22 protein-coding genes are annotated in these 21,770 nt (G+C 37.0%); 9 read left to right on the top strand and 13 right to left on the bottom strand.

Features of this window, described 5'->3' with window-relative positions; genetic code table 11:
• The first annotated feature begins 5 nt into the window (after positions 1-5).
• Positions 6-1,775, top strand: coding sequence for a DNA mismatch repair protein MutS (locus Q0947_RS07075; protein WP_299394361.1), 1,770 nt, complete (start codon positions 6-8; stop codon positions 1,773-1,775).
• Positions 1,776-1,904: 129 nt separating this feature from the next.
• Here the strand turns inward: Q0947_RS07075 and rpmA are convergent, their stop codons facing one another.
• The 3 genes from rpmA to Q0947_RS07060 all read right to left on the bottom strand — a co-directional run bounded on the left by rpmA (position 1,905) and on the right by Q0947_RS07060 (position 3,682).
• Positions 1,905-2,165: a 50S ribosomal protein L27 gene (gene rpmA, locus Q0947_RS07070; protein ID WP_299394357.1), complete on the bottom strand. Its 261-nt coding sequence runs from the start codon at positions 2,163-2,165 to the stop codon at positions 1,905-1,907.
• Between the two features lie 39 nt (positions 2,166-2,204).
• Entirely contained in the window at positions 2,205-2,873 is a 669-nt protein-coding gene (gene rplU / locus Q0947_RS07065; protein WP_299394353.1) for a 50S ribosomal protein L21, read from the bottom strand.
• A gap of 320 nt (positions 2,874-3,193) precedes the next feature.
• Positions 3,194-3,682 carry a DUF4199 domain-containing protein gene (locus tag Q0947_RS07060; protein ID WP_299394348.1) on the bottom strand — a complete coding sequence of 163 codons (489 nt, stop codon included), beginning with the start codon at positions 3,680-3,682 and terminating at the stop codon, positions 3,194-3,196.
• Positions 3,683-3,871: 189 nt separating this feature from the next.
• Here Q0947_RS07060 and Q0947_RS07055 point away from each other — a divergent pair, with 189 nt between their 5' ends.
• The 3 genes from Q0947_RS07055 to Q0947_RS07045 all read left to right on the top strand — a co-directional run bounded on the left by Q0947_RS07055 (position 3,872) and on the right by Q0947_RS07045 (position 8,046).
• Positions 3,872-5,191 (top strand): pitrilysin family protein, encoded by a 1,320-nt coding sequence (locus Q0947_RS07055; RefSeq protein ID WP_299394344.1) that lies wholly within the window; start codon positions 3,872-3,874, stop codon positions 5,189-5,191.
• A gap of 28 nt (positions 5,192-5,219) precedes the next feature.
• Positions 5,220-7,295, top strand: a complete 2,076-nt coding sequence (locus tag Q0947_RS07050) for a pitrilysin family protein (RefSeq protein WP_299394339.1) — start codon at positions 5,220-5,222, stop codon at positions 7,293-7,295.
• Between the two features lie 232 nt (positions 7,296-7,527).
• Positions 7,528-8,046, top strand: a complete 519-nt coding sequence (locus tag Q0947_RS07045; RefSeq protein WP_299394334.1) for a heavy metal-associated domain-containing protein — start codon at positions 7,528-7,530, stop codon at positions 8,044-8,046.
• Between the two features lie 63 nt (positions 8,047-8,109).
• Here the strand turns inward: Q0947_RS07045 and Q0947_RS07040 are convergent, their stop codons facing one another.
• The 3 genes from Q0947_RS07040 to Q0947_RS07030 are packed head-to-tail and all read right to left on the bottom strand — an operon-like array spanning position 8,110 to position 9,783.
• A complete protein-coding gene (locus tag Q0947_RS07040; protein ID WP_299394330.1) occupies positions 8,110-8,628 on the bottom strand; it encodes a YciI family protein in 519 nt (172 codons plus the stop codon).
• Between the two features lie 23 nt (positions 8,629-8,651).
• A complete protein-coding gene (locus tag Q0947_RS07035) occupies positions 8,652-9,131 on the bottom strand; it encodes a CYTH domain-containing protein (protein WP_299394326.1) in 480 nt (159 codons plus the stop codon).
• Entirely contained in the window at positions 9,124-9,783 is a 660-nt protein-coding gene (locus tag Q0947_RS07030) for an NAD(P)H-binding protein (RefSeq protein ID WP_299394322.1), read from the bottom strand. Before Q0947_RS07030 ends, Q0947_RS07035 begins: the two co-directional genes overlap by 8 nt.
• A 43-nt stretch (positions 9,784-9,826) precedes the next feature.
• On the opposite strand from Q0947_RS07030, the gene dinB reads away from it, so the two are divergent.
• Positions 9,827-10,936, top strand: a complete 1,110-nt coding sequence (dinB, locus tag Q0947_RS07025) for a DNA polymerase IV (RefSeq protein WP_299394317.1) — start codon at positions 9,827-9,829, stop codon at positions 10,934-10,936.
• Positions 10,937-10,964: 28 nt separating this feature from the next.
• Here dinB and Q0947_RS07020 read toward each other — a convergent pair whose 3' ends face one another.
• The 6 genes from Q0947_RS07020 to Q0947_RS06995 form a co-directional block, all read right to left on the bottom strand.
• Positions 10,965-11,360 (bottom strand): hypothetical protein, encoded by a 396-nt coding sequence (locus Q0947_RS07020; protein ID WP_299394313.1) that lies wholly within the window; start codon positions 11,358-11,360, stop codon positions 10,965-10,967.
• A 146-nt stretch (positions 11,361-11,506) separates the two neighbouring features.
• Positions 11,507-12,949 (bottom strand): pyruvate kinase, encoded by a 1,443-nt coding sequence (pyk, locus tag Q0947_RS07015; protein ID WP_299394308.1) that lies wholly within the window; start codon positions 12,947-12,949, stop codon positions 11,507-11,509.
• 3 nt (positions 12,950-12,952) lie between these two features.
• The gene (locus Q0947_RS07010; RefSeq protein WP_299394304.1) at positions 12,953-13,432 is read right to left on the bottom strand and encodes an IPExxxVDY family protein; all 480 of its coding nucleotides are present in this window, start codon (positions 13,430-13,432) and stop codon (positions 12,953-12,955) included.
• Positions 13,433-13,558: 126 nt separating this feature from the next.
• The gene (rnc, locus tag Q0947_RS07005) at positions 13,559-14,305 is read right to left on the bottom strand and encodes a ribonuclease III (RefSeq protein WP_299394300.1); all 747 of its coding nucleotides are present in this window, start codon (positions 14,303-14,305) and stop codon (positions 13,559-13,561) included.
• 7 nt (positions 14,306-14,312) lie between these two features.
• Positions 14,313-15,563 carry a beta-ketoacyl-ACP synthase II gene (gene fabF / locus Q0947_RS07000; protein ID WP_299394296.1) on the bottom strand — a complete coding sequence of 417 codons (1,251 nt, stop codon included), beginning with the start codon at positions 15,561-15,563 and terminating at the stop codon, positions 14,313-14,315.
• Positions 15,564-15,575: 12 nt separating this feature from the next.
• The gene (locus Q0947_RS06995; protein ID WP_007647141.1) at positions 15,576-15,809 is read right to left on the bottom strand and encodes an acyl carrier protein; all 234 of its coding nucleotides are present in this window, start codon (positions 15,807-15,809) and stop codon (positions 15,576-15,578) included.
• 269 nt (positions 15,810-16,078) lie between these two features.
• Between Q0947_RS06995 and Q0947_RS06990 the strand changes: the two genes are divergently transcribed.
• The 4 genes from Q0947_RS06990 (at position 16,079) to Q0947_RS06975 (ending at position 20,495) form a co-directional block, all read left to right on the top strand.
• On the top strand, positions 16,079-16,654 hold the full coding sequence (locus tag Q0947_RS06990) for a phosphoribosylglycinamide formyltransferase (RefSeq protein ID WP_299394287.1): 576 nt from the start codon (positions 16,079-16,081) through the stop codon (positions 16,652-16,654).
• 18 nt (positions 16,655-16,672) lie between these two features.
• On the top strand, positions 16,673-17,314 hold the full coding sequence (locus Q0947_RS06985; protein WP_299394283.1) for a ribonuclease H family protein: 642 nt from the start codon (positions 16,673-16,675) through the stop codon (positions 17,312-17,314).
• Positions 17,315-17,401: 87 nt separating this feature from the next.
• A complete protein-coding gene (locus Q0947_RS06980; RefSeq protein WP_299394278.1) occupies positions 17,402-18,328 on the top strand; it encodes a PfkB family carbohydrate kinase in 927 nt (308 codons plus the stop codon).
• A gap of 268 nt (positions 18,329-18,596) precedes the next feature.
• A complete protein-coding gene (locus Q0947_RS06975) occupies positions 18,597-20,495 on the top strand; it encodes an amidophosphoribosyltransferase (RefSeq protein WP_299394273.1) in 1,899 nt (632 codons plus the stop codon).
• A 550-nt stretch (positions 20,496-21,045) separates the two neighbouring features.
• Here the strand turns inward: Q0947_RS06975 and Q0947_RS06970 are convergent.
• Entirely contained in the window at positions 21,046-21,654 is a 609-nt protein-coding gene (locus tag Q0947_RS06970) for a superoxide dismutase (protein WP_299394270.1), read from the bottom strand.
• Between the last annotated feature and the right edge of the window lie 116 nt (positions 21,655-21,770).

Raw genomic sequence — 21,770 nt, 5'->3', positions numbered from 1 at the left:
TATACATGGATAATCCAAACCATTATTACCAGCAAAATATAGAACGTTATCAGGCTGAAGCAAGTGCATTGCACAAAAAAATGACCTTGTTAAGCACGTTACGCATAGTGGTTTTTTTGCTGACCGCATTTGGAATCTATATGACCTTTTCCAATTGGAAAATAGCAGCAGGAATCGCATTTGTAGGCATTCTAATCTTTGTTTTCCTTTTGTCCAGATATACTGATGTAAAAGCCCAAAGACAGCTTAAAAAAGCCTTAATCGCTATTAACCAAACAGAGATTGACATTAGTAAAGGTAGCTTTCACGATAGAAATAAAGGGCTAACCTATCAAGATCCTTTACACTTTTATAGTTTGGATATCGATTTATTTGGACGTGGTTCTTTCTTTCAATTTATCAATAGAACCGTTATTGATGAGGGTACTGAAAAATTGGCGAAAGCTTTAACAGCAAACGCGGTGGATGGTATTGAACAACGCCAGGAAGCTATTAAGGAACTGGCGTCAAAACCGGAATGGCGTCAATTATATTCCGCAACAGCAAGTTTAATTAAAGTTGAAACTCCAGCGCAAACAATTATCACTTGGCTAAAGAACCACAATATGTTCCTGCCAAAAGCGATGAAATGGATTCCGATGGCGTTTCTTGGGGGTACGATTACGCTATTTGCATTGTTCTTTTTTGAAATTCTCAGTCCTAACTTTTTAGGATATTGGCTCTTTTTAGGATTAGGGATTACCGCGATTTACGTTAAAAGGATTAATGAATTATCAGTGCACACCGGAAAGGTGAAGGACACTTTTAAGCAATACGCCTTACTTCTGAATCAAATCGAAAATGAAACGTTCACCTCAGAATTACTAAAAGCAAAGCAAAAACAAATTCAATCAGAAGCACAGCAAGCTTCGTTGATTTTCAATAAGTTCTCGAAAGCCTTAGATGCGTTGGATAATAGAAATAACTTCATCTCTGCTATTTTTGGAAACGGTTATTTCTTATCGGATTTAAAAAACAGTTATAAAGTAGAACAATGGCTGGAAGACTATAAAAACAAAGTAGAAGATTGGTTTGAAGTCGTATCGTTCTTTGATGCCTATAACAGTTTAGGGAATTATGCATTTAACCATCCACAGTATGTGTTTCCAACAATTACCAATGACAAGAACGTCATCAATGCAATTGGTTTAGGTCATCCGTTACTAAAAACTGAAAAGCGAGTGGATAATGATCTTGTCATTGAGAACGAACAGTTCTTTATTGTTACAGGCGCTAATATGGCTGGAAAAAGTACATTTTTGAGAACGGTCTCCCTCCATATCGTGATGGCGAATGTGGGTCTGCCAGTTTGTGCTACGTCCAGCAAATACAATCCTGTAAAACTCATTACGAGCATGCGTACAAGCGATTCTTTAACCGATGATAGCTCATACTTCTTTTCAGAATTAACGCGCTTAAAATTTATTGTAGACGCCATTCAGGAAGAACCCTATTTTATCATCTTAGATGAAATATTAAAAGGCACCAACAGTACCGATAAAGCGATAGGCTCACGCAAATTTGTTGAAAAACTTGTCGCATCAAATGCTACAGGTATCATTGCAACGCACGATTTAAGCCTGTGTGAAATAGAGAAAGAACTTGAGGATGTCAAGAATTACTATTTTGACGCTGAAATTATTGACGATGAATTGCATTTCGATTATACGTTCAAAACTGGGGTTTGCAAGAATATGAATGCGAGTTTCCTATTGAAAAAGATGAACATTGTATAAAAGCTAAAAGACCTCACAGGGTTTGAAAAACTGGGAGGTCTGATATAAATTAATAGGTGCTGCTTTAAACTAAAAAACCCTTTCTGATAACAGAAAGGGTTTTTTGATATATAAAAGAATATGTGTTAATTAAACGTCAAACGGTTCAATTGATACATAAGACTTGTTGTCTTTCTTCTTTGTAAATTTGACAAGACCGTCAACTTTTGCATGCAAAGTGTGATCTTTTCCACCATACACATTCTCACCTGGGTGATGTGTATAGCCTCTTTGTCTTACGATGATATTTCCAGCAATAGCAGCTTGACCACCAAAAATCTTCACACCTAAGCGTTTCGATTCTGATTCTCTACCGTTTTTAGAACTACCAACTCCTTTTTTATGAGCCATTGTCTTAAGGTTTTAATTTGTTATACTTAATGGATTGAATTATTTTTCAATACCACCATCTAATTTTTCCTGATAAACTTGTAATTCATCCCACTTACCGTCTGCAGCTAATTGAGCTTGCTTTGGCCAAGTGTCTGTGACTATGTGAGCCAATCTTGAACTAGCATCAGTCAAAATTTCGCTGATAGCCTCTGGCTTCATTTCAGCTAATTTAGCAAATGTATCAACACCTGCTGCAACTAATGCTTCAGCGGCTTTAGGTCCAGCACCTTCGATTTTTTTCAAATCGTCAGCTTTTCCAGTTGATTTTTTTGCTGCCGCCTTTGGAGCAGCTTTTTCAGCTTTCGCTTCTTTTACCGGCTTTGCTTTTTCAGTTTTCTCAGCTTTTTTAGCTCCTGAAGCAACAATGCTTTCAATAACGATTTCAGTAAGAGCTTGACGGTGTCCGTTTTTCACACGGTAACCTTTACGTCTTTTCTTTTTGAAAACGATAACTTTATCACCTTTAAGGTGACTTAAGACTTTTGCTCCTACTAGAGCTCCGTCTATAGCTGGGGCGCCTAAAGTAATATTTTCACCATCACCAATCAAAAGAACATTATCGAAAGACACTGTCTTTCCTTCTTCTGTTGCTAAACGGTGAACAAACACTTTCTGGTCTTTTTCAACTTTGAATTGTTGCCCTGCTATCTCTACAATTGCGTACATAGCGTAACGTTTAAATTAGTTAATTTTTGTTATAAAATGGGTGCAAATATACACCTAATTAATTAAACTACAAACGTTTTTTAGCGTCAGAAGTAAATAAATTGCTCCAAAATTTGGAAAAGTCAATAGCGTTGCTTTTTTACGATGCTTTAATTTGACTTAGAAGCAATTACAATTCTTAAAAACCTCAACGTGCTATAAACACCTCAACGCCCTAATTCCCTAACATGAGTTCTTATTACCACGGAAATCCTAAAATTTTGCATAGCGCAATAATCCCATTTTAATAAATGGAATACAGGATTAAACTAAAACGTTTATTATTTTATTTTTGATTTATCGTCACCCATCAAATGCTCCTGCTGACCAACATGTTGACTTTTCTTAAAGATTTGCATGAACATGAGGGTTAAAATCGCTGTAGAGGCCAGACCCTCCATCAAAATAATGATAATGAGAATTCCTGCTCCTTGATTGGTGTCATCAAACCACGTTTTTAAGATCGTTTTAGGAAATTCAGTATCCAAGTGGAACATGTAAATCGCCATAAAAACGATAAAAAAACCGGTAGCTATAAAACCTGTCAGTAAGCCTGTTTTAAATCCGTCAACATAGGTAAAGTCTGCGTTGTATTTAAATTTGTAATACTTGATGGCGAAATAAATACCTGCTGCCATGAAAATTCCATTGGCCATACGCAACCACGCATTATTGTGCAAATCGAATAACCTCAAGATTAAGAAATACGCGATTAAACTGGCGGTAATAAATAAGCCATATTTTAAGGCAACGGACAAAGATCTATTCATGGCTGTACTGTTTTAGAATTATGATTCTTAAAATTCGTGAAAAATTCGTTATTAACACAATTTTTAAGATTTATTTTACAGCTTAACTACCTAAATACCACTATATTTTGATATTTTTGGCTGTAAGTGTAACATTTGTTAGTAAGTTGCTACTTACAGTATATAATAATTAATATTAAAAAGAACACAATGAAAAAATGTTTATTCTCTTTAGCCTCTTTGCTGCTTTTTGGCACATTTGCCAATGCTCAACAGGTCGAATTTGAGGAGTTTGATCTTGATAACGGTCTTCATGTTATCCTACATCAAGATAATACAGCTCCAGTAGTAATTACCTCAGTTATGTACGACGTTGGAGGAAAAGATTTTGAGCCTAACCGTACCGGATTTGCCCATTTTTTCGAACATCTTTTATTTGAAGGCACACAAAACATTGGCCGTGGCGAATGGTTTAACGTTGTTTCTTCAAACGGAGGTACCAACAATGCAAACACGTCTTTAGACAGAACTTATTATTACGAGATATTTCCATCAAACAATCTAGAATTAGGGTTATGGATGGAATCTGAGCGTTTAATGCACCCAATCATCAACCAAATTGGTGTAAACACTCAAAACGAAGTGGTAAAAGAAGAAAAGAGATTGCGTTATGACAATGCACCTTACGGTGGATTTTTAGGCGCTATTGGAGAAAACTTATTCTCAGTTCACCCTTATAAAGAGAAAAATATTGGTGAAATGGAAGATTTGGATGCGGCTACTTTAGAGGAGTTCCAAGCATATTTCAAAAAATACTACGTACCAAACAACGCTGTTTTAGTAGTTGCAGGTGATATCGACGTAGCCAAGACCAAAAAAATGGTAAAAGATTATTTCGGTGCTATTCCAAGAGGTGCTGATGTAGTTAGAAATTTCCCAAAAGAAACGCCTATCACTGAAACCATTAAAGCAAAAGCTTACGACAATAACATTCAAATCCCAGCGGTTATTGCTGCTTACCGTACGCCTGGCTTTAAAGAGCGTGAGTCTTATATTTTAGATATGGTTTCTAGCTATTTAAGTGGTGGAAAGAGTTCTGTACTCTACAAAAAATTGGTAGACGAGAAAAAGATGGCACTTCAAGCACAAGCTATCAACCTTGGTCAAATGGACTATAGCGTTTTTGCAATTTTAGCTTTACCATTAGGTGAGGTTACTTTAGATGCGTTATTAAGTGAAATGGATGAGGAAATTGCAAAATTGCAAACTGAATTAATTTCTGAACGCGATTATCAAAAACTTAAAAACCAATTCGAAAACCGTTACGTTAACTCTAACTCAAGTGTTGAAGGTGTTGCCGAAAACTTAGCAACCAATTATTTACTTAAAGGTGATGTTAACCTTATCAATACTGAAATTGAAATCTACCGTTCAATAACGAGAGAAGAAATTAGAGATGTTGCTAAAAAATACTTAAGTCCTAACCAACGTGTAGAACTTGAATATCTTCCAAAAAAAGATGACCAATAATTAAAACTTTAAACAAACATTGTATCATATGAAAACTTATATATCAGCGTTCCTAATGGTATTTTTTATGGCCTTTTCTGTGCACGCACAAATTGACCGTTCAAAACAACCGCAACCTGGACCTGCTCCAAAAATCGATTTAAAATCACCACAAGAATTTACCCTTAAAAATGGGATGAAGGTGATGGTTGTAGAAAATCATAAATTACCGAGAGTTTCTTTTAGCTTAACTATTGACAACAAACCTGAAACGGAAGGCGCTAAAGCTGGTGTTTCTACCTTAGTTGGTGGGATGTTGGGCAACGGGACTACGTCTATTTCTAAAGAAAAATTCAATGAAGAAATTGATTTCTTAGGAGCTCGATTAAATTTCAGTTCTTCAGGCGCTTATGCGAGTGCACTTTCTCAATACTCTGATCGTATTTTGGAATTAATGGCAGATGCTGCTATGCACCCATTATTGGCTGAAGAGGAATTCAATAAAGAAAAAGAAAGACTTATTGAAGGCTTAAAATCTCAAGAAAAGAGTGTTGATGCTGTTGCAGGACGTGTTGGTAAAGCATTATCCTACGGTGTAAAACATCCTTATGGAGAGTTTGTTTCTATTGAAACTGTTAACAACATCACTTTTGGCGATATTTCTGCATTTTACGAAGAAAACTTCAATCCAAACAATGCCTATTTAGTTGTTATTGGTGATGTAGATTTCAAAAAAGTAAAGTCTCAAATTGAAAAACGTTTTGGCAACTGGAAAAAATCTATTGATGTTCAAACTACGGTGCCAGACGCCATCCCGAATGTTCAGTACACACAGATTAATTTTGTTGACATGCCAAATGCGGTTCAATCGAACATTTCATTGTCTAACAACATTGATCTAAAAATGAATGACCCAGATTATCACGCTGTGTTAATTGCGAATAGAATCTTGGGTGGTGGTTTCAATAGCTACCTTAACATGAACTTACGTGAAAAACATGCATATACTTACGGTGCACGTTCTGGTATAGATGCTGACAAATATGTAGGTCGTTTTACTGCAAGTACAGCGGTTAGAAACATGGTAACTGATAGTGCAGTGGTTCAAACCTTAAAGGAAATTAAGCGTATAAAATCAGAACCTGTAGATGCTGAAGCGCTAAAAAACGCAAAAGCAAAATATGTGGGTGACTTTGTTTTGGCTTTAGAAAATCCTCAGACTGTTGCTAGATATGCACTAAACATCAAATTGAACAACTTGCCAAAAGATTTTTACGAAACCTTTTTGCAAAAGATCAATGCAGTAACTGCTGAAGATGTAACACGTGTGGCAAATAAATATTTCAAACCAGAAAACGCACGTATCGTCGTTGTTGGTAAAGGTTCTGACGTAATTGGAAACCTTGAAAAAACAGGTATTCCAATCATGTATTTTGACACGTTTGCAAATCCAGTTGATAAACCTGAATTTTCAAAACCAATCCCTGCTGGTGTTACAGTAGCTACTGTAATGGATGCTTATTTTAAAGCTGTTGGTGGAAAAGAAAAAGCTAAAGCTGTTAAAACCGTTTGGACTTCAGCGAATGTGACTATTGAAGGCGCTCCTTTTTCTCCATTAAGCGAAATGAAAGCAATGACACCAAACAAGACCTCTATGGAAATGTCTATAGATGGTATGGGTGTGATTATGAAACAAAAGTTTGATGGTACTACTGGATATGTTGAACAACAAGGTGCTAAAAGAGACCTTACTGCCGATCAGATTGCTGAGCACAAGGCAACACATACAATTTTCCCGGAATTGTATTATGAGCCAAGCGCTTTATCTTTAGAAAGCCTTACTACCATTGACGGAAGCGATGTTTATAAAATTAAAGTTACCGAAAATGGAAAAGATTCTTTCCGCTATTATGCTGTAGAATCTGGGTTCTTAAAGAGAGTTGAAAAAACAACTGAAATGCAAGGACAATCATTTACAACCGTAGAAGATTACGGAAACTACTCTCCTGTAAAAGAAGTGATGTACCCTTACAGCATCTCTGTGACTACAGGTCCGCAAGTAGTGAAAATGAACGTTACGAATCATGTAGTTAATGAAGGTGTTACTGAAGCAGATTTCAAATAACATTTAGTTCATACGATTTAGAAAAAGTCTGAAGTATAATGCTTCAGACTTTTTTTATGCCTAAACTGGACTGATAAACACTAACATCAAGGCTTATATAGCCTCAAACGATAGGAAGCGCTGACATGTTAAATCGTGAATTTTCAGATGCGTAAACGTTATAATTCCTTAATTTTGATGTTTATAAGATTTTCTAAAACGAGAACTCCAAAGCGTTCTAAAAACCATATTTATGAAAACATTAAAAACACTTGTATTTCTAACTGCTCTTGCACTAGTTTCAGTAAGTTGTAAAGACGCACAACCGGAAATAAAAACGGTAGAAATGGCGCAACCAGAAATGGCTTCAGAAATGAAGTTGGACCCTAACGCTACGTATGCGAAAGCCGAATTCGGTATTGAAGGCATGACTTGCGCGATGGGTTGTGCAAAAACAATTGAGAAGAAAATTGCTAAAATGGAAGGCGTAAAATCTGCTACGGTCGATTTTGACAAGCGTTTAGCGATGGTTGAATATGATAACGCCAAAGTAACACCAAAATCGCTTGAAGAAGCTGTGGTGTCGGTTTCAGACACCTATAGTGTTAATGATATGAAAACCGTTGATGCATTTTCTACGGAGCACGTGTGTGGCGCCGATTGTAACATGGCCACTTGCCCTCATAAAAATATGGGAGACCATTCAGCCGACAAAAAATCTTGTGATGCAGACTGCAAAAAAGCATGTTGCGTTAAAAAAGAGAAAGCCTAAGGAAATTTCCAAGTCAAATTATAAAAAGCCACGTTCAGTTGAATTGTGGCTTTTTTAATGTCTTTATCGCAACCTATAACCTTTGGCTGCCCACCAAGGGTGTATTTCAATTTCCAAACCACCTGCTTTTACCAATGGGTCAGCATTGGCCAAACTATCCGCCATTTTTAATGTTGGTACATTATAGATAGTTATCCCCAAGATGTCTCCTACATCTCCAAACGGACCAGAAATATCAGCATACCCCATATCGTACATCTTCTTTAAATGCTCTAAATGTAGTTTTTGCAAACGCTTAGACTCTTCTTCATTTTGAATTTTGGTCGGTCCACTTTTTAAAAACGCCATAAAATATTGCTGCATGATAATGGTGTCATTGGTCTTTTCATCAATCACATCAAATATTTTATAGCCCTTTGCGATCAAATCCTTTCTGAGTTGGGTTTTAGTTTTAGGCACAGCAACCACTGAATCCAACCTTTCTGAACTGATGGTAACATCATCTTTATCTATTTTTCTGTATTTTTCGCTACAAGACGTTAAAACGAATAATACGCTGAGTACACACACAATATGTTTCATAAGATTCTTTTTATCGATTTATATTAAGTCCAATTTTTAAACGGATGTTTTACTAATTGAGAGTTGAAATATTGAATTTGCCCCGTCACTTCCTCACCTAACCAATTTGGTTTATTAAAGTTTTCAGCAACAGCATCAAGTTCTACTTCAGCAACAATAAGTCCTTCATTGGCACCAAAAAACTCATCCACTTCAAAAACATGATCACCAACTTGAATTTCATACCTGATTTTGTCAATCATTCCTTCTTCACACAACGGCAACAACGCTTCCGCATCCTGTTTAGAGATTTCCTTTTCCCATTCAAATCGAGACACGCCATCTTCTAAAGACGGTCCTTTTATGGTTAAATAGCCTTTATCACCTTTTAACCTTACTCTCACAGTTCGACTTTTATCAGAGTTTAAAAAAGCTTGTACGATACGTGTCTGCTTAAAAGCTTCCGACTTAAAGGCGTCCGAAACCACTAAAAACTTACGTTCAATTTCAATTAATTTACTCACCTAATTCTTGAATTTTCTTTGATTTAATACGTGCGGATTCATAGCCATTATTCGCTACCCATATCATACACTTGGCAATAGTGTCGGGCGCTATAGGTTGATAGCGCTTTAAGTCCCCAAAACGGAAAATCGGTTTTATAAAATTCATTATAATCTTAAAAATATGCTCACCCAATCTAAATTCGTCACGATCACCAGTGATTAGGGAAGGTTGCAAGATGTAGGTGTTTGGTATTTGAAGCGATAGCACCGCAGCTTCCATTTTACCTTTTGTTCTGTTGTAAAAAACTTTGCTGTTTTTCTTAGCTCCCAGGGCTGAAATAACCACAAACGTATCAATGCCATTCTCCTTACACAGTTTAGCAGCTGCCACAGGAATACCGTAATCGATTTTGGTATAGGTATCCTTATTTGACGTTTTTGCCTTGGTAGTGCCGATACAGCAATACACTTCATCTGCCTGAAATTTGGCGGCATAATGCTCCAATTGAAAAAGATCGATGATATATTCCTCTAATTTTGGATGCTTAATGTCACAACTATTTCGACCAAAAACGGTGACATGATCATACCGTTCATCGTCCAAAAGCATTTTCAACAAAATGTTGCCTGTAAGTCCAGTTGCTCCTAAAACAATCGCTTTTTTTGCCATCTTTAATAATTTCTGTTCCGCTTAGATGTTATAAATTTACACTATGCCAAACGATTTACCAATAAGAAAGATCATTCATGTAGATATGGACGCATTTTACGCGTCTGTAGAGCAAATGGACCATCCTGAACTTAAAGGTAAGGCGCTCGCAGTTGGCGGCAGCGAGAAGCGTGGTGTTGTGGCTGCTGCGAGTTATGAAGCGCGGAAATTTGGCGTGCGGAGTGCCATGAGTGGCATGCAAGCCAAACGCAACTGCCCGGAATTGATTTTTGTGAAACCGCGGTTTGATCGGTATAAAGAAATCTCGAAACACATACGTTCCATTTTTTACGAGTATACGGATTTGGTGGAACCGCTTTCTTTAGATGAAGCCTATTTGGATGTGACGGAAAATAAGGTAGGAAATCCTAGCGCATCCCTGATTGCCCAAGAAATTAGAGCGCGCATTTTAGAAGAAGTCGGGCTAACTGCTTCTGCCGGCATATCCATTAATAAATTTGTCGCGAAGATTGCCAGCGATTACAACAAGCCTAACGGACAAAAGACGGTCAATCCGGAAGATGTTTTACAGTTTTTGGAGGTTTTGGACATTCGGAAATTCCATGGCGTCGGCAAGGTGACGGCAGACAAAATGTACCAATTGGGGATTTTTACCGGTAAAGATTTAAAGTCTAAAAACCTAGATTATCTTGAAGACCATTTTGGAAAATCTGGAAGTTACTATTACAACCTTGTAAGAGGCATTCATCACAGTGAAGTAAAACCCAACCGCATCCGTAAATCATTGGCTGCAGAACGCACCTTCAACGAAAATTTATCCAGCGAAATTTTTATGCTCGAACGCTTGGATAAAATAGCCACTGTAGTCGCAAAACGATTGGAACAAAGCAAAGTGGCCGGAAAAACGGTGACCCTAAAGATAAAATACAGCGATTTCACATTACAGACCAGAAGTAAAACCTTGCCCTATTTTATCAGCAATAAAGACATCATTCTTGAAACAGCTAAAGATTTACTGTATCAGGAAAAGATGAGCAATTCCGTAAGATTGTTGGGGATTTCAATGTCAAATTTAAATACGGAAGAAACTACTTCAAAACCTACGGACCTAAAAGAAAAGAGCGTCAGTGTACAATTGAAGTTTGGCTTTTAACGCAGCTCAACGTTTCCCAACATCTAATCTAATTGACCTCTACTCTAATCTCCGCTTTATATTCAGAAGCACTAATGGAATCATTAGCGGTTGGATAAGGTGTAATATTCACGAGTTTAACAGATACGCCATCAATTACCGTGTCATTTTGAAATTTAGTATTGGTATGTAGATTGAAACTTTTGCTAACCTGATTCTTTCTTAAAGTAAACGCAGCAGTAGCATCACCTTCCCAAACACATAGCAAGCCTTTGGGACATCTGGAATCATTAAGAACTGAGTCCAAGCAAATACGGACATCGTTTTCAGACTTCTCAAAACAACCGTTTACCTTTAATACAATGGGACTCGGTGTAACAAGCTCATCACTGCCACAGCTAAAACAAAGCAATAACACCAAAGAGATTAATAGCTTCTGTATCATAACAACACACTTTAACTTATAGATGTAATTTGAGCACAAAGGTTGCGCTAAAATCGGTTTAAAAATCACTTCCTAAAACAAGAAACCTCAAAGGCTTAGTGTCTTTGAGGTTTTTTATATTTCGAAAGTCAATCAAAAAGTGCTCCTTAAAAACTACAGCTTGTAATTTCAGTAACCCTTAATGTATTCACCATTCCTTTTTCTTGTATTGGCATCGCTGCTAAGCTGACCAGCATGTCTCCTGCTTCAAGATATCCTTTTTGGCAGGCGATAGCATTTACGTCTTCAATCGTTTCATCAGTGCTGACGAATTTATCGTAGAAAAACGCTTTCACGCCCCATAATAAATTCAACTGCGTTAAGATGCGCTTATTGGAAGTAAACACTAAAATATGAGAACTTGGTCTCCATGCAGAAATTTGAAACGCTGTATAACCACTATTTGTTAATGTTGAAATGGCTCTGGCATTAATTTCATTGGCCATGTTTGCCGCATGATAACAAATCGATTTTGTAATATAACGCTTGGTTCGAATGTGAGGAGGCGATTGTGGCACCTTAATCAAAGGTGAATCTTCCACACTCTTAATGATGTTACTCATCTGTCTGATTACTTGAACAGGATACTGCCCTACGGAAGTTTCTCCAGAAAGCATTACCGCGTCAGCACCATCCATAACAGAGTTGGCAACGTCATTAACTTCTGCTCGTGTTGGCGTCAGACTTGTAATCATCGTTTCCATCATTTGGGTAGCAATAATTACAGGAATTCTGGCACGCTTCGCACGTAACACCAATTGCTTTTGGATTAATGGTACTTCCTCTGCAGGAATTTCCACACCCAAATCGCCACGCGCAACCATCAATCCGTCACAATAGGCCACAATTTTATCAATGTTTTCTACTGCTTCAGGTTTTTCGATTTTTGCTATAATCGGAATTTTATGATCACTGTGTTCTTCGATCAATTCTTTCAATTGCATCAAGTCTTCAGCATGACGCACAAAAGATAGCGCCATCCAATCCACTTGCATCTTAATAGCAAAAATGGCATCTTCAATATCCTTTTCAGTCAACGCTGGTTGAGAGATATTGGTATTTGGAAGGTTAACACCTTTCTTAGACTTTAACGGTCCACCTTGAATAACGCGCGCCTTAACCTCAGATTTTCTATCCGTAGAAACCACTTCAAAAATCAATTTCCCATCATCTAAAAGGATGCGTTCTCCTGGTTGAGCGTCCTGTGGAAAATTATCATACGTCATATAGACACGCTCTCTTGTGCCTTCAAATTTCTTGCCTGTTGCAAAGATGATCTCGTCACCTTCATTTACAACAACTTCACCCTTCATGACACCAACACGTAACTTTGGACCTTGCAAATCGCCTAAAATGGCAACGTTATATCCAAATTCTTCATTAAGTTCACGAATCATTTTGATGCGTTCTTCAACATCAGCATAATCAGCATGAGAAAAGTTGATTCTAAATACATCAACCCCCTCATCAAGCATTGCTTTTAATACGGCTTTAGTACTTGTTGCTGGCCCTAAAGTGGCTACTATTTTAGTTTTTTTACGTTTTTGCATTAATCAAAAAATTAAGTTGTCTTTAGACTTTAATTGGTCTACGTCAATGGTGTAAGTTGTTATGACTTGAGGAATGGCTTGAATTTTTTCCAAGATGTCCTTTTCATCAAGATAGCGGTCCTCGTTAGTGATTTTTATTAAAAAATCTACATTTTTCAGTTCCGGTAAAAAATGATATGTTTTTAAGACCTTTTCACTGGTTGAAAACAAGCTTCCTGAGCTTTGCAAGCTGTCTTCCTCCTTTTTACAAACGTTTGATACCATGTGCCACGTTGTAAACAAATTCTCATCATACCATTCGTAAATTGGATAGGTTGCAGCAAAATACTTATAGTCTAAATCTTGAGGCTGACGTTTTAAATTCAGATTCAAATATTTATTAAGAAGATAGGCTAGTCTGTAATCTTCCAACCTACAATGTACGGCTAAAAGCGAGTAGGAAGCGTCATAGAAATCATCTACAAGTAGTTTGTGTAACGCCATAGTAATAACAACATGAGCCGTAAAGATAGCACTTTATCTCTACTGATTTGTGATGTTTTGAGAATTCTTAACAGCGCAACTGCTCGAAATCGTTGTAGTTAGTAACTTTTATCTAAAGTGAAGAAACTATTCTTTAAAAGACTGATTGATCTTATTTTGAAAAGCAAAAAATGCCCTTTTGGAAGCTTTTTCTTCTGCTTTCTTTTTTGAAGTGGCTCTTGCTTTTGCAACTATTTTCCCATCGATGGAAAGTTTAACCGAAAAATGCTTGATATTATCATTTCCAGTATCTTCATACACATTATAATCAAACGTTTTCTTTTCCTTCTGGCACCATTCGATCAATAAGCTCTTGTAACTGATTACCTTGCCTTCTAGGGTTTCAATATCTATATGCTTATCAATGACGTTTTTATAGATGAATTTTTCGCATTGTTTATAGCCCTTATCAAGGAAAATAGCACCCACTAAGGCTTCAAATAAATTGCCGTGAATGTTACTGCCAAAATTATTCTTTGGGATTTTAGATTCCACAAAATCGATGAGCTTTAATTCTTTCCCCAACTCATTAAGATGCTCTCTACTCACCACTTTTGAGCGCATTTTAGTCAAGTAGCCTTCATCACCATCAGGAACTTCGCTGTACAGATAGGACGCTATGACAGCACCGAGCATAGCATCGCCCACAAATTCAAGTCGTTCGTAATTGAGTGCCATACCTTTTTCATCCTTCACATTCATTGAACGATGCGTAAACGCCTTAACGTAAAGCGATTTGTTTTTCGGCTTATACCCTACGATTTTTTGGATTTGCAAAAAAAAATTCCCGTTATTTTTAGAACGGGAATTTAATATGTTACGAATGTATTTCATTCGGGATTTAATCTAATTTTTTAAATAATACACAGGCGTTATGTCCGCCAAATCCGAAGGTATTACTCATAGCCACTCTAACATCCCTCTTTTGAGCTTTGTTAAGTGTTAAGTTTAATTGCGGATCAATATTTTCATCAACTACCGTATGGTTAATTGTTGGAGGTACGATACCGTGTTCCATTGTCAAAATAGCAGCAATAGATTCTACAGCACCTGCAGCACCCAATAAATGACCAGTCATAGACTTAGTCGAATTGATATTGATGTTCTTGGCGTGTTCTCCAAAAACTTCCGTAATGGCTTTTAGTTCAGCAACGTCACCTAAAGGTGTGGATGTACCGTGTGTGTTGATATGATCAACATCTTCAGGTTTTAATCCTGCATTTTCCAAACAATTTCTCATTACGGCAATAACACCTATTCCATCAGGATGTGGGGCAGTCATATGGTAAGCATCTGAAGACAATCCGCCTCCAAGTACTTCCGCATAAATCTTTGCTCCTCTCGCCTTAGCGTGCTCATAATCTTCCAAGATAATTGCTCCAGCACCTTCACCCAAGACAAAACCATCTCTGGTAGCATCAAAAGGTCTCGAAGCTGTTTCTGGACTTTCATTTCTGGTTGATAAAGCATGCATGGCGTTAAAGCCACCCATTCCTGCTTTGGTAACTGCCGCTTCACTTCCACCGGTAACAATGACATCACAATACCCTAAACGAATATAGTTAAGAGCGTCAATCATTGCGTTGGCAGACGATGCACAGGCTGAAACCGTGGTATAGTTAGGACCCATAAATCCATGTTTAATGGAAATGTTTCCTGGTGCTATATCTGCAATCATTTTAGGAATAAAGAAAGGGTTGAAACGCGGAGTTCCATCGCCAGCGGCAAAGTTTAGAACTTCGTCCTGAAAAGTCTCTAACCCTCCAATACCAGCACCCCAAATGACACCAACACGAAGTTTATCAACCACATCGAGGTCTAATTTCGCATCTAAGATAGCTTCATCAGAAGCCACCATAGCATATTGCGTAAACCTGTCCATTCTGTTGACTAGCTTCCTATCAATAAATTTGGTTGGTTCAAAGTTTTTTAATTCGCAAGCGAATTTAGTCTTGAACTTTTCAGCATCAAAATAAGTTATTGGTCCAGCACCGCTTTTCCCACTAACCAAGGCCTCCCAATATTCATCTTTGGTATTCCCGATTGGTGTTAAAGCACCTAAACCCGTAACTACAACTCGCCTTAATTCCATAAAGTTTGTTGCTTATTTTGCTGCTTCTATATAAGAGATAGCTTGACCAACTGTCGCAATGTTTTCTGCTTGGTCATCTGGAATTTGAATATCGAATTCTTTTTCGAATTCCATGATTAATTCTACAGTATCCAAAGAATCTGCTCCTAAATCGTTTGTGAAGCTCGCTTCAGTGACAACTTCGTTCTCGTCTACACCTAATTTGTCTACTATAATCGCTTTTACTCTTGATGCAATGTCTGACATAATCTTTAATTTTAAGTTTTATTGATTGGCAAAAATAAAAAACTTTATTTTAAAACCCATTTTTATTTCTAGAATGTGTTTGTAATTTAGTAAATATACATTGAAGTATTTCTATTTTACCTCCCAATTGTTAATTATTATTCTTTTTTTTGTTTTGAATTCTAGAGGCGAATATCTGTAAATGAAATGAGATTACGGAATTTTGCTGAACATTTTTTAATTTGATAGCGAATAGCATCTGACAATAATATAAATAGAGATCGTAGCAGATGAAACGTATTGTAATTTTTGCGTCCGGAAGTGGTACTAATGCTGAAAATTTAATCAATTATTTTCACAACAGAGAAACTGGTTCTGTCATTCAGGTACTGACCAACAATCCTCATGCCAAAGTTTTAGACCGTTGTAAAAATCTTAAGGTAAGCGCACTGTCTTTTAACAGAATCGCCTTTACCCAAAGTGATGATGTACTCAACATTTTGAAAGCTTCAAAACCGGACTTAATTGTATTGGCGGGGTTCTTATGGAAGTTCCCAGACTTTATACTACATGAATTCCCTAATAAGGTGATCAATATCCATCCGGCACTGCTCCCTAAGTTTGGTGGCAAAGGCATGTATGGCAGTTTTGTGCACGAGGCGGTGGTTGCGAATAAAGAAACGGAAACGGGTATTACCATTCATTATGTGAATGAACATTATGATGAAGGCGCCATTATATTTCAGCAAAAATGCGAGGTCAGCACAACTGATACTGCAGAAACGGTAGCAGCCAAAATACATGATCTGGAAATGGAACATTTTCCACAAGTGGTTGAAAAATTACTTTTATCCGAAAAGCTTTAGTGTAAATTCGTGAAATTTGTGTCAAAAAAAAAGAAAAAATATTATACCGTCTGGAAAGGCCATAAAACGGGCATCTTTGAGAAATGGAATGACTGCAAAGCCCAAATCAAAGACTACCAAGGCGCCCAGTACAAGTCTTTTGAAACGTTTGAGGCGGCAAAAAAAGCATTGGACGGAAACTACCGAGATTATATTGGTAAGTCTAAGACTTTTAAAAGTGGCTTATCGGGAGTAGAACTCCAAAAAATCGGGCAACCTAATTATAACTCCATTTCTGTAGATGCCGCCTCGAGTGGCAATCCTGGAATTATGGAATACAGAGGTGTGGATACCAAAACCAAAAAACAATTGTTCATTCAAGGGCCTTTCCCGGAAGGCACAAATAATATTGGAGAGTTTTTGGCCATTGTCCATGGGTTGGCGTTACTTAAAAAGAATGACAGTAAACGTATTATATATACCGACTCAAAAACTGCAATGAGTTGGGTAAAAAAGAAAACCTGCAACACCAAATTACCACGTAATTCCAAGAACGAAAAGCTTTTTGAATTGGTAGACAGGGCCGTAAATTGGCTTAAAACAAACACTTACACCACTACTATTGTGAAATGGGAAACCAAAGCATGGGGGGAGATTCCTGCGGATTTTGGGAGGAAATAATTGACTTCTTTAGATTATTTTATCAAAAAATAGTGCCTAATTCGTGGCTAAAAAACCCTATATTTGCAGCAAATTTTAAACCGCATTATGGGTAAATTAGTAATTGTAGGTACCGTTGCTTTTGACGCTATTGAAACTCCTTTTGGAAAAACCGATAAAATATTAGGTGGTGCCGCTACGTTTATAGGGCTGGCAGCTTCCCAATTTAACGTTGATGCAGCAGTAGTTTCAGTTGTTGGTGGAGATTTTCCTCAAGAATATTTAGATCTATTATCAGATAGAAATGTTGACATCTCAGGTGTTGAAATCGTAAAAGAAGGTAAAACTTTCTTTTGGAGTGGCAAATACCACAATGACATGAACACCCGCGATACCTTGGCAACAGAACTTAACGTACTTGCCGATTTTAAACCTGCGGTTCCTGAAGCTTATAAAGATGCTAACGTAGTCATGTTAGGCAATTTGCACCCATTGGTTCAAATGAGTGTCTTAGAGCAAATGACCAAAAAACCAAAAATGGTGATTTTAGACACGATGAATTTTTGGATGGATTGCGCTCTTGATGAGTTAAAGGCTGTGATTAAAAAAGTAGACGTCATTACCATTAATGACGAAGAAGCACGCCAGTTAACGGGCGAATATTCTTTAGTGGTGGCTGCTCGTAAAATTCATGAGATGGGCCCAAAATATGTAGTGATCAAAAAAGGAGAACATGGCGCGCTATTGTTCCATGATGAAAATGTCTTTTTTGCCCCTGCCCTTCCTTTAGAAGAAGTATTTGATCCAACTGGAGCTGGAGATACCTTTGCTGGTGGATTTGCTGGATTTTTAGCCAAAACTGAAGATTACTCTTTTGAAAACTTGAAAAATGCAGTTATTTATGGATCTACTTTAGCGTCGTTTTGTGTGGAGAAATTTGGAACGGAACGCATGCAAACCTTAGAAGATAAAGAAATTTACCGTCGATTGAATCAGTTTAAGCAATTGACTCAATTTGAAATCGTCCTTGAATAATTAATTACTGACGCATAAAATCAAGACGTCTGGAATGCCCTTTTAACGGAATCATCTTTAGTCTTGAAATGAACGATTTACAATTATGATATTAACCTTATTCGATATAACATTTAAACAACAGTTATCTGAAGAATATTCTATTGAATTAACACAATTTAGCGCGCTCCAAATGGAGCGCGTTTTTTTATAGCCTTTGTTTGTAATATACTCAACTGTATTGCGACAAATTATTACTTTTTAAAAAATCTAAAATTAAACAAACCCAATGAGTGATGCGTTAAAACATGAGTGCGGCATAGCCCTCATCAGACTTTTAAAACCATTAGATTACTACAAGCAGAAATACGGTAGCGCCTTTTACGGTGTTAATAAAATGTATTTGATGATGGAAAAGCAGCACAACCGTGGGCAAGATGGCGCTGGTTTTGCAAGTATTAAACTCGACACTGCTCCTGGAGAACGCTACATCAGTCGCGTACGATCTATTGCACAACAACCTATTCAGGATATTTTTGCGCAAATAAATGAGCGCATCAATAAAGAACTGACAGAAAACCCTGAGTATGTTGATGATGTAGATTTGCAAAAAAAGAATATTCCTTATATAGGAGAATTGCTTTTAGGCCATGTACGTTACGGCACTTACGGGAAAAATAGCGTGGAAAGCGTTCACCCATTTTTGAGACAGAACAATTGGATGCACAGAAATTTAATTCTGGCAGGGAATTTCAACATGACCAATGTTAATGAGTTATTTGAAGGTCTTGTGAGAATTGGGCAACATCCTAAAGAGAAGGCTGACACGGTGACCATAATGGAAAAAATTGGTCATTTCTTAGATGATGCGGTTGCTAAAAAATATAAGCAACTTAAAAATGAAGGCTATAGTAAAAATGAATGTTCACCATTAATTGCGGACCGTCTTAATGTTGCTAAAATATTGAAACGTTCTGCAAAAGATTGGGATGGTGGCTATGCCATGGCCGGACTGTTAGGGCATGGAGATTCTTTTGTACTACGAGATCCTGCTGGTATACGTCCTGCGTATTACTATCAAGATGATGAAATTGTAGTGGTAGCATCAGAACGTCCAGTCATTCAAACCGTTTTTAACGTAGAGTATGATGATGTTAAGGAATTGACACCAGGTCATGCAATCATCACCAAAAAATCAGGAGAAACTTCAATTAAGAAAATATTAGAGCCTTTAGAGCGTAAAGCATGTTCTTTTGAACGCATTTATTTTTCTAGAGGAAGTGATGCTGAAATCTACCAAGAGCGTAAGCAATTAGGAAAATTATTGATGCCTAAAGTGTTGGAAGCTATTGATTATGACACTAAAAACAGTGTTTTCTCCTACATTCCAAATACCGCTGAAACATCATTCTTTGGAATGATCGAAACTGTTGAAGACCATCTCAATAAGAAGAAAACAAAAGCCATTTTAGATGGTAACGGTGGCTTATCTGCAGAAAAAGTAACACAGATTCTTTCAGAAAGGCCTCGTATAGAAAAAATCGCTATTAAAGATGTCAAACTGAGAACGTTCATTACAGAAGACAGTAGTAGGGATGATTTAGTGGCACACGTATATGATGTGACCTACGGCGTGATTAAACCAACGGACAATTTGGTAATTATTGACGATAGTATTGTACGTGGTACTACTTTAAAGAAAAGTATTATCAAAATGATGGACCGTCTTCATCCTAAGAAGATCATTGTTGTCTCTTCAGCGCCTCAAATTCGTTACCCAGATTGTTATGGTATAGACATGGCAAGACTGGAAGATCTTATTGCCTTTAGAGCGATGCTAGAGCTATTGAAAGAAAACAATAAATACCACCTTGTAGAGGAAGTCTATCATAAATGTGTGGCACAAGTCAACTTAGAAGATAAAGAGGTTCAAAATTTCGTTAAGGAATTATACAGTCAGTTTAGTGCTGAACAAATTTCAGATAAAATTGCAGAGCTTATTTGTGATCCATCAGTGAAAACTGAAGTGAAAACCATTTTCCAAACGATTGAAAACTTACATCTTGCATGTCCTAAAAATCTCGGGGATTGGTACTTTACAGGAAATTATCCTACACCAGGAGGTAATCGCGTCGTTAACAAAGCGTTTATTAACTTTTATGAAGGAAAAAACGATCGCGCGTACTAGATTGATAACGAACGATTTACACCAATTATCCGAAATATATTCGTTTAATCGGATAATTTGGTAGTTAGTCTAATAATTATTAAAGTTATTCAAATTCGATTTACATTAGCAATACCATAACATAAGTAGGTTAAGTTCATGGTAGATTTGGGGCAAAAAAAGGTAAACTTAGGTTTACCTTTTTTTATGCCCTCTTGTTTTTTGACCCCATTTCTATATATCTGATTATGAACCCCTAACATTACGTAAAGCAGAAGACTTTTCAAGGTGATTTTCCGACCAAAAATAGCATTCGGCCTAATTTATCCGTAGTTTATCTAATTTATTCAAGTATTCAAGCACTGTAGGCTTATCTTTGTTGCACCATAACATAAGTAGGTTAAGTTTATGGTAGATTTGGGGCAAAAAAGGTGGACATTCGTCCGCCTTTTTTCATGAATACCTGCGAAGACAGGTATCTCATCTTTTATAATTCCATTCCCCTTCAGTATATTCCAAAAAAAAAAGCAAACCCATTTGAGTTTGCTCTTTATTATGATGTTATTGAAACCTATTTAGCCTCTGCGTAACGTCTTTCAACCTCGTTCCAGTTGATCACATTAAAAAATGCATTGATATAGTCAGGTCTCTTATTTTGATATTTCAGGTAGTAAGCATGCTCCCAAACATCCAATCCTAAAATTGGAGTTCCTCCACATCCTACACCAGGCATTAATGGATTGTCTTGATTTGGCGTAGAGCATATTTCAACTTTTCCACCTTTGTGCACGCATAACCACGCCCATCCAGAACCAAACTGCGTAGCTGCAGCTTTACTGAATTCGTCTTTAAAAGCATCAAATGATTTGTATGCTGATTCAATTGCAGCCTTAAGGTCTCCAGACAATTCTCCTTTTCCTTGAGGATTAATCACTTCCCAAAAAAGAGAATGATTATAGAATCCACCACCATTATTTCTAACGGCTTTATTATCCATATCTAAGTTGATAAGAATATTCTCGATAGTTTTCCCAGCCATATCAGTTCCTTCGATAGCGCTGTTTAAATTATTGGTATAACCTTGATGATGCTTACTGTGATGTATTTCCATCGTTTGTGCGTCAATATGAGGCTCTAAAGCATCATAAGCGTATTTCAATTTCGGTAATTCGAAAGCCATAGTGTGTAAGTATTTAAGTGTTAATATTTATTCTACCCAAATTTACACATAAAACTGAGCATTTAAAAATATTAAACACTTCGTCTCTGAGAGTTAAGAAAAGTTTAACGTTGGCG

Origin of the sequence: uncultured Gelidibacter sp., from assembly GCF_947500795.1 — a bacterium.
GTDB lineage: Bacteria > Bacteroidota > Bacteroidia > Flavobacteriales > Flavobacteriaceae > Gelidibacter.
This window is presented reverse-complemented; position numbering and strand designations above follow the sequence as displayed.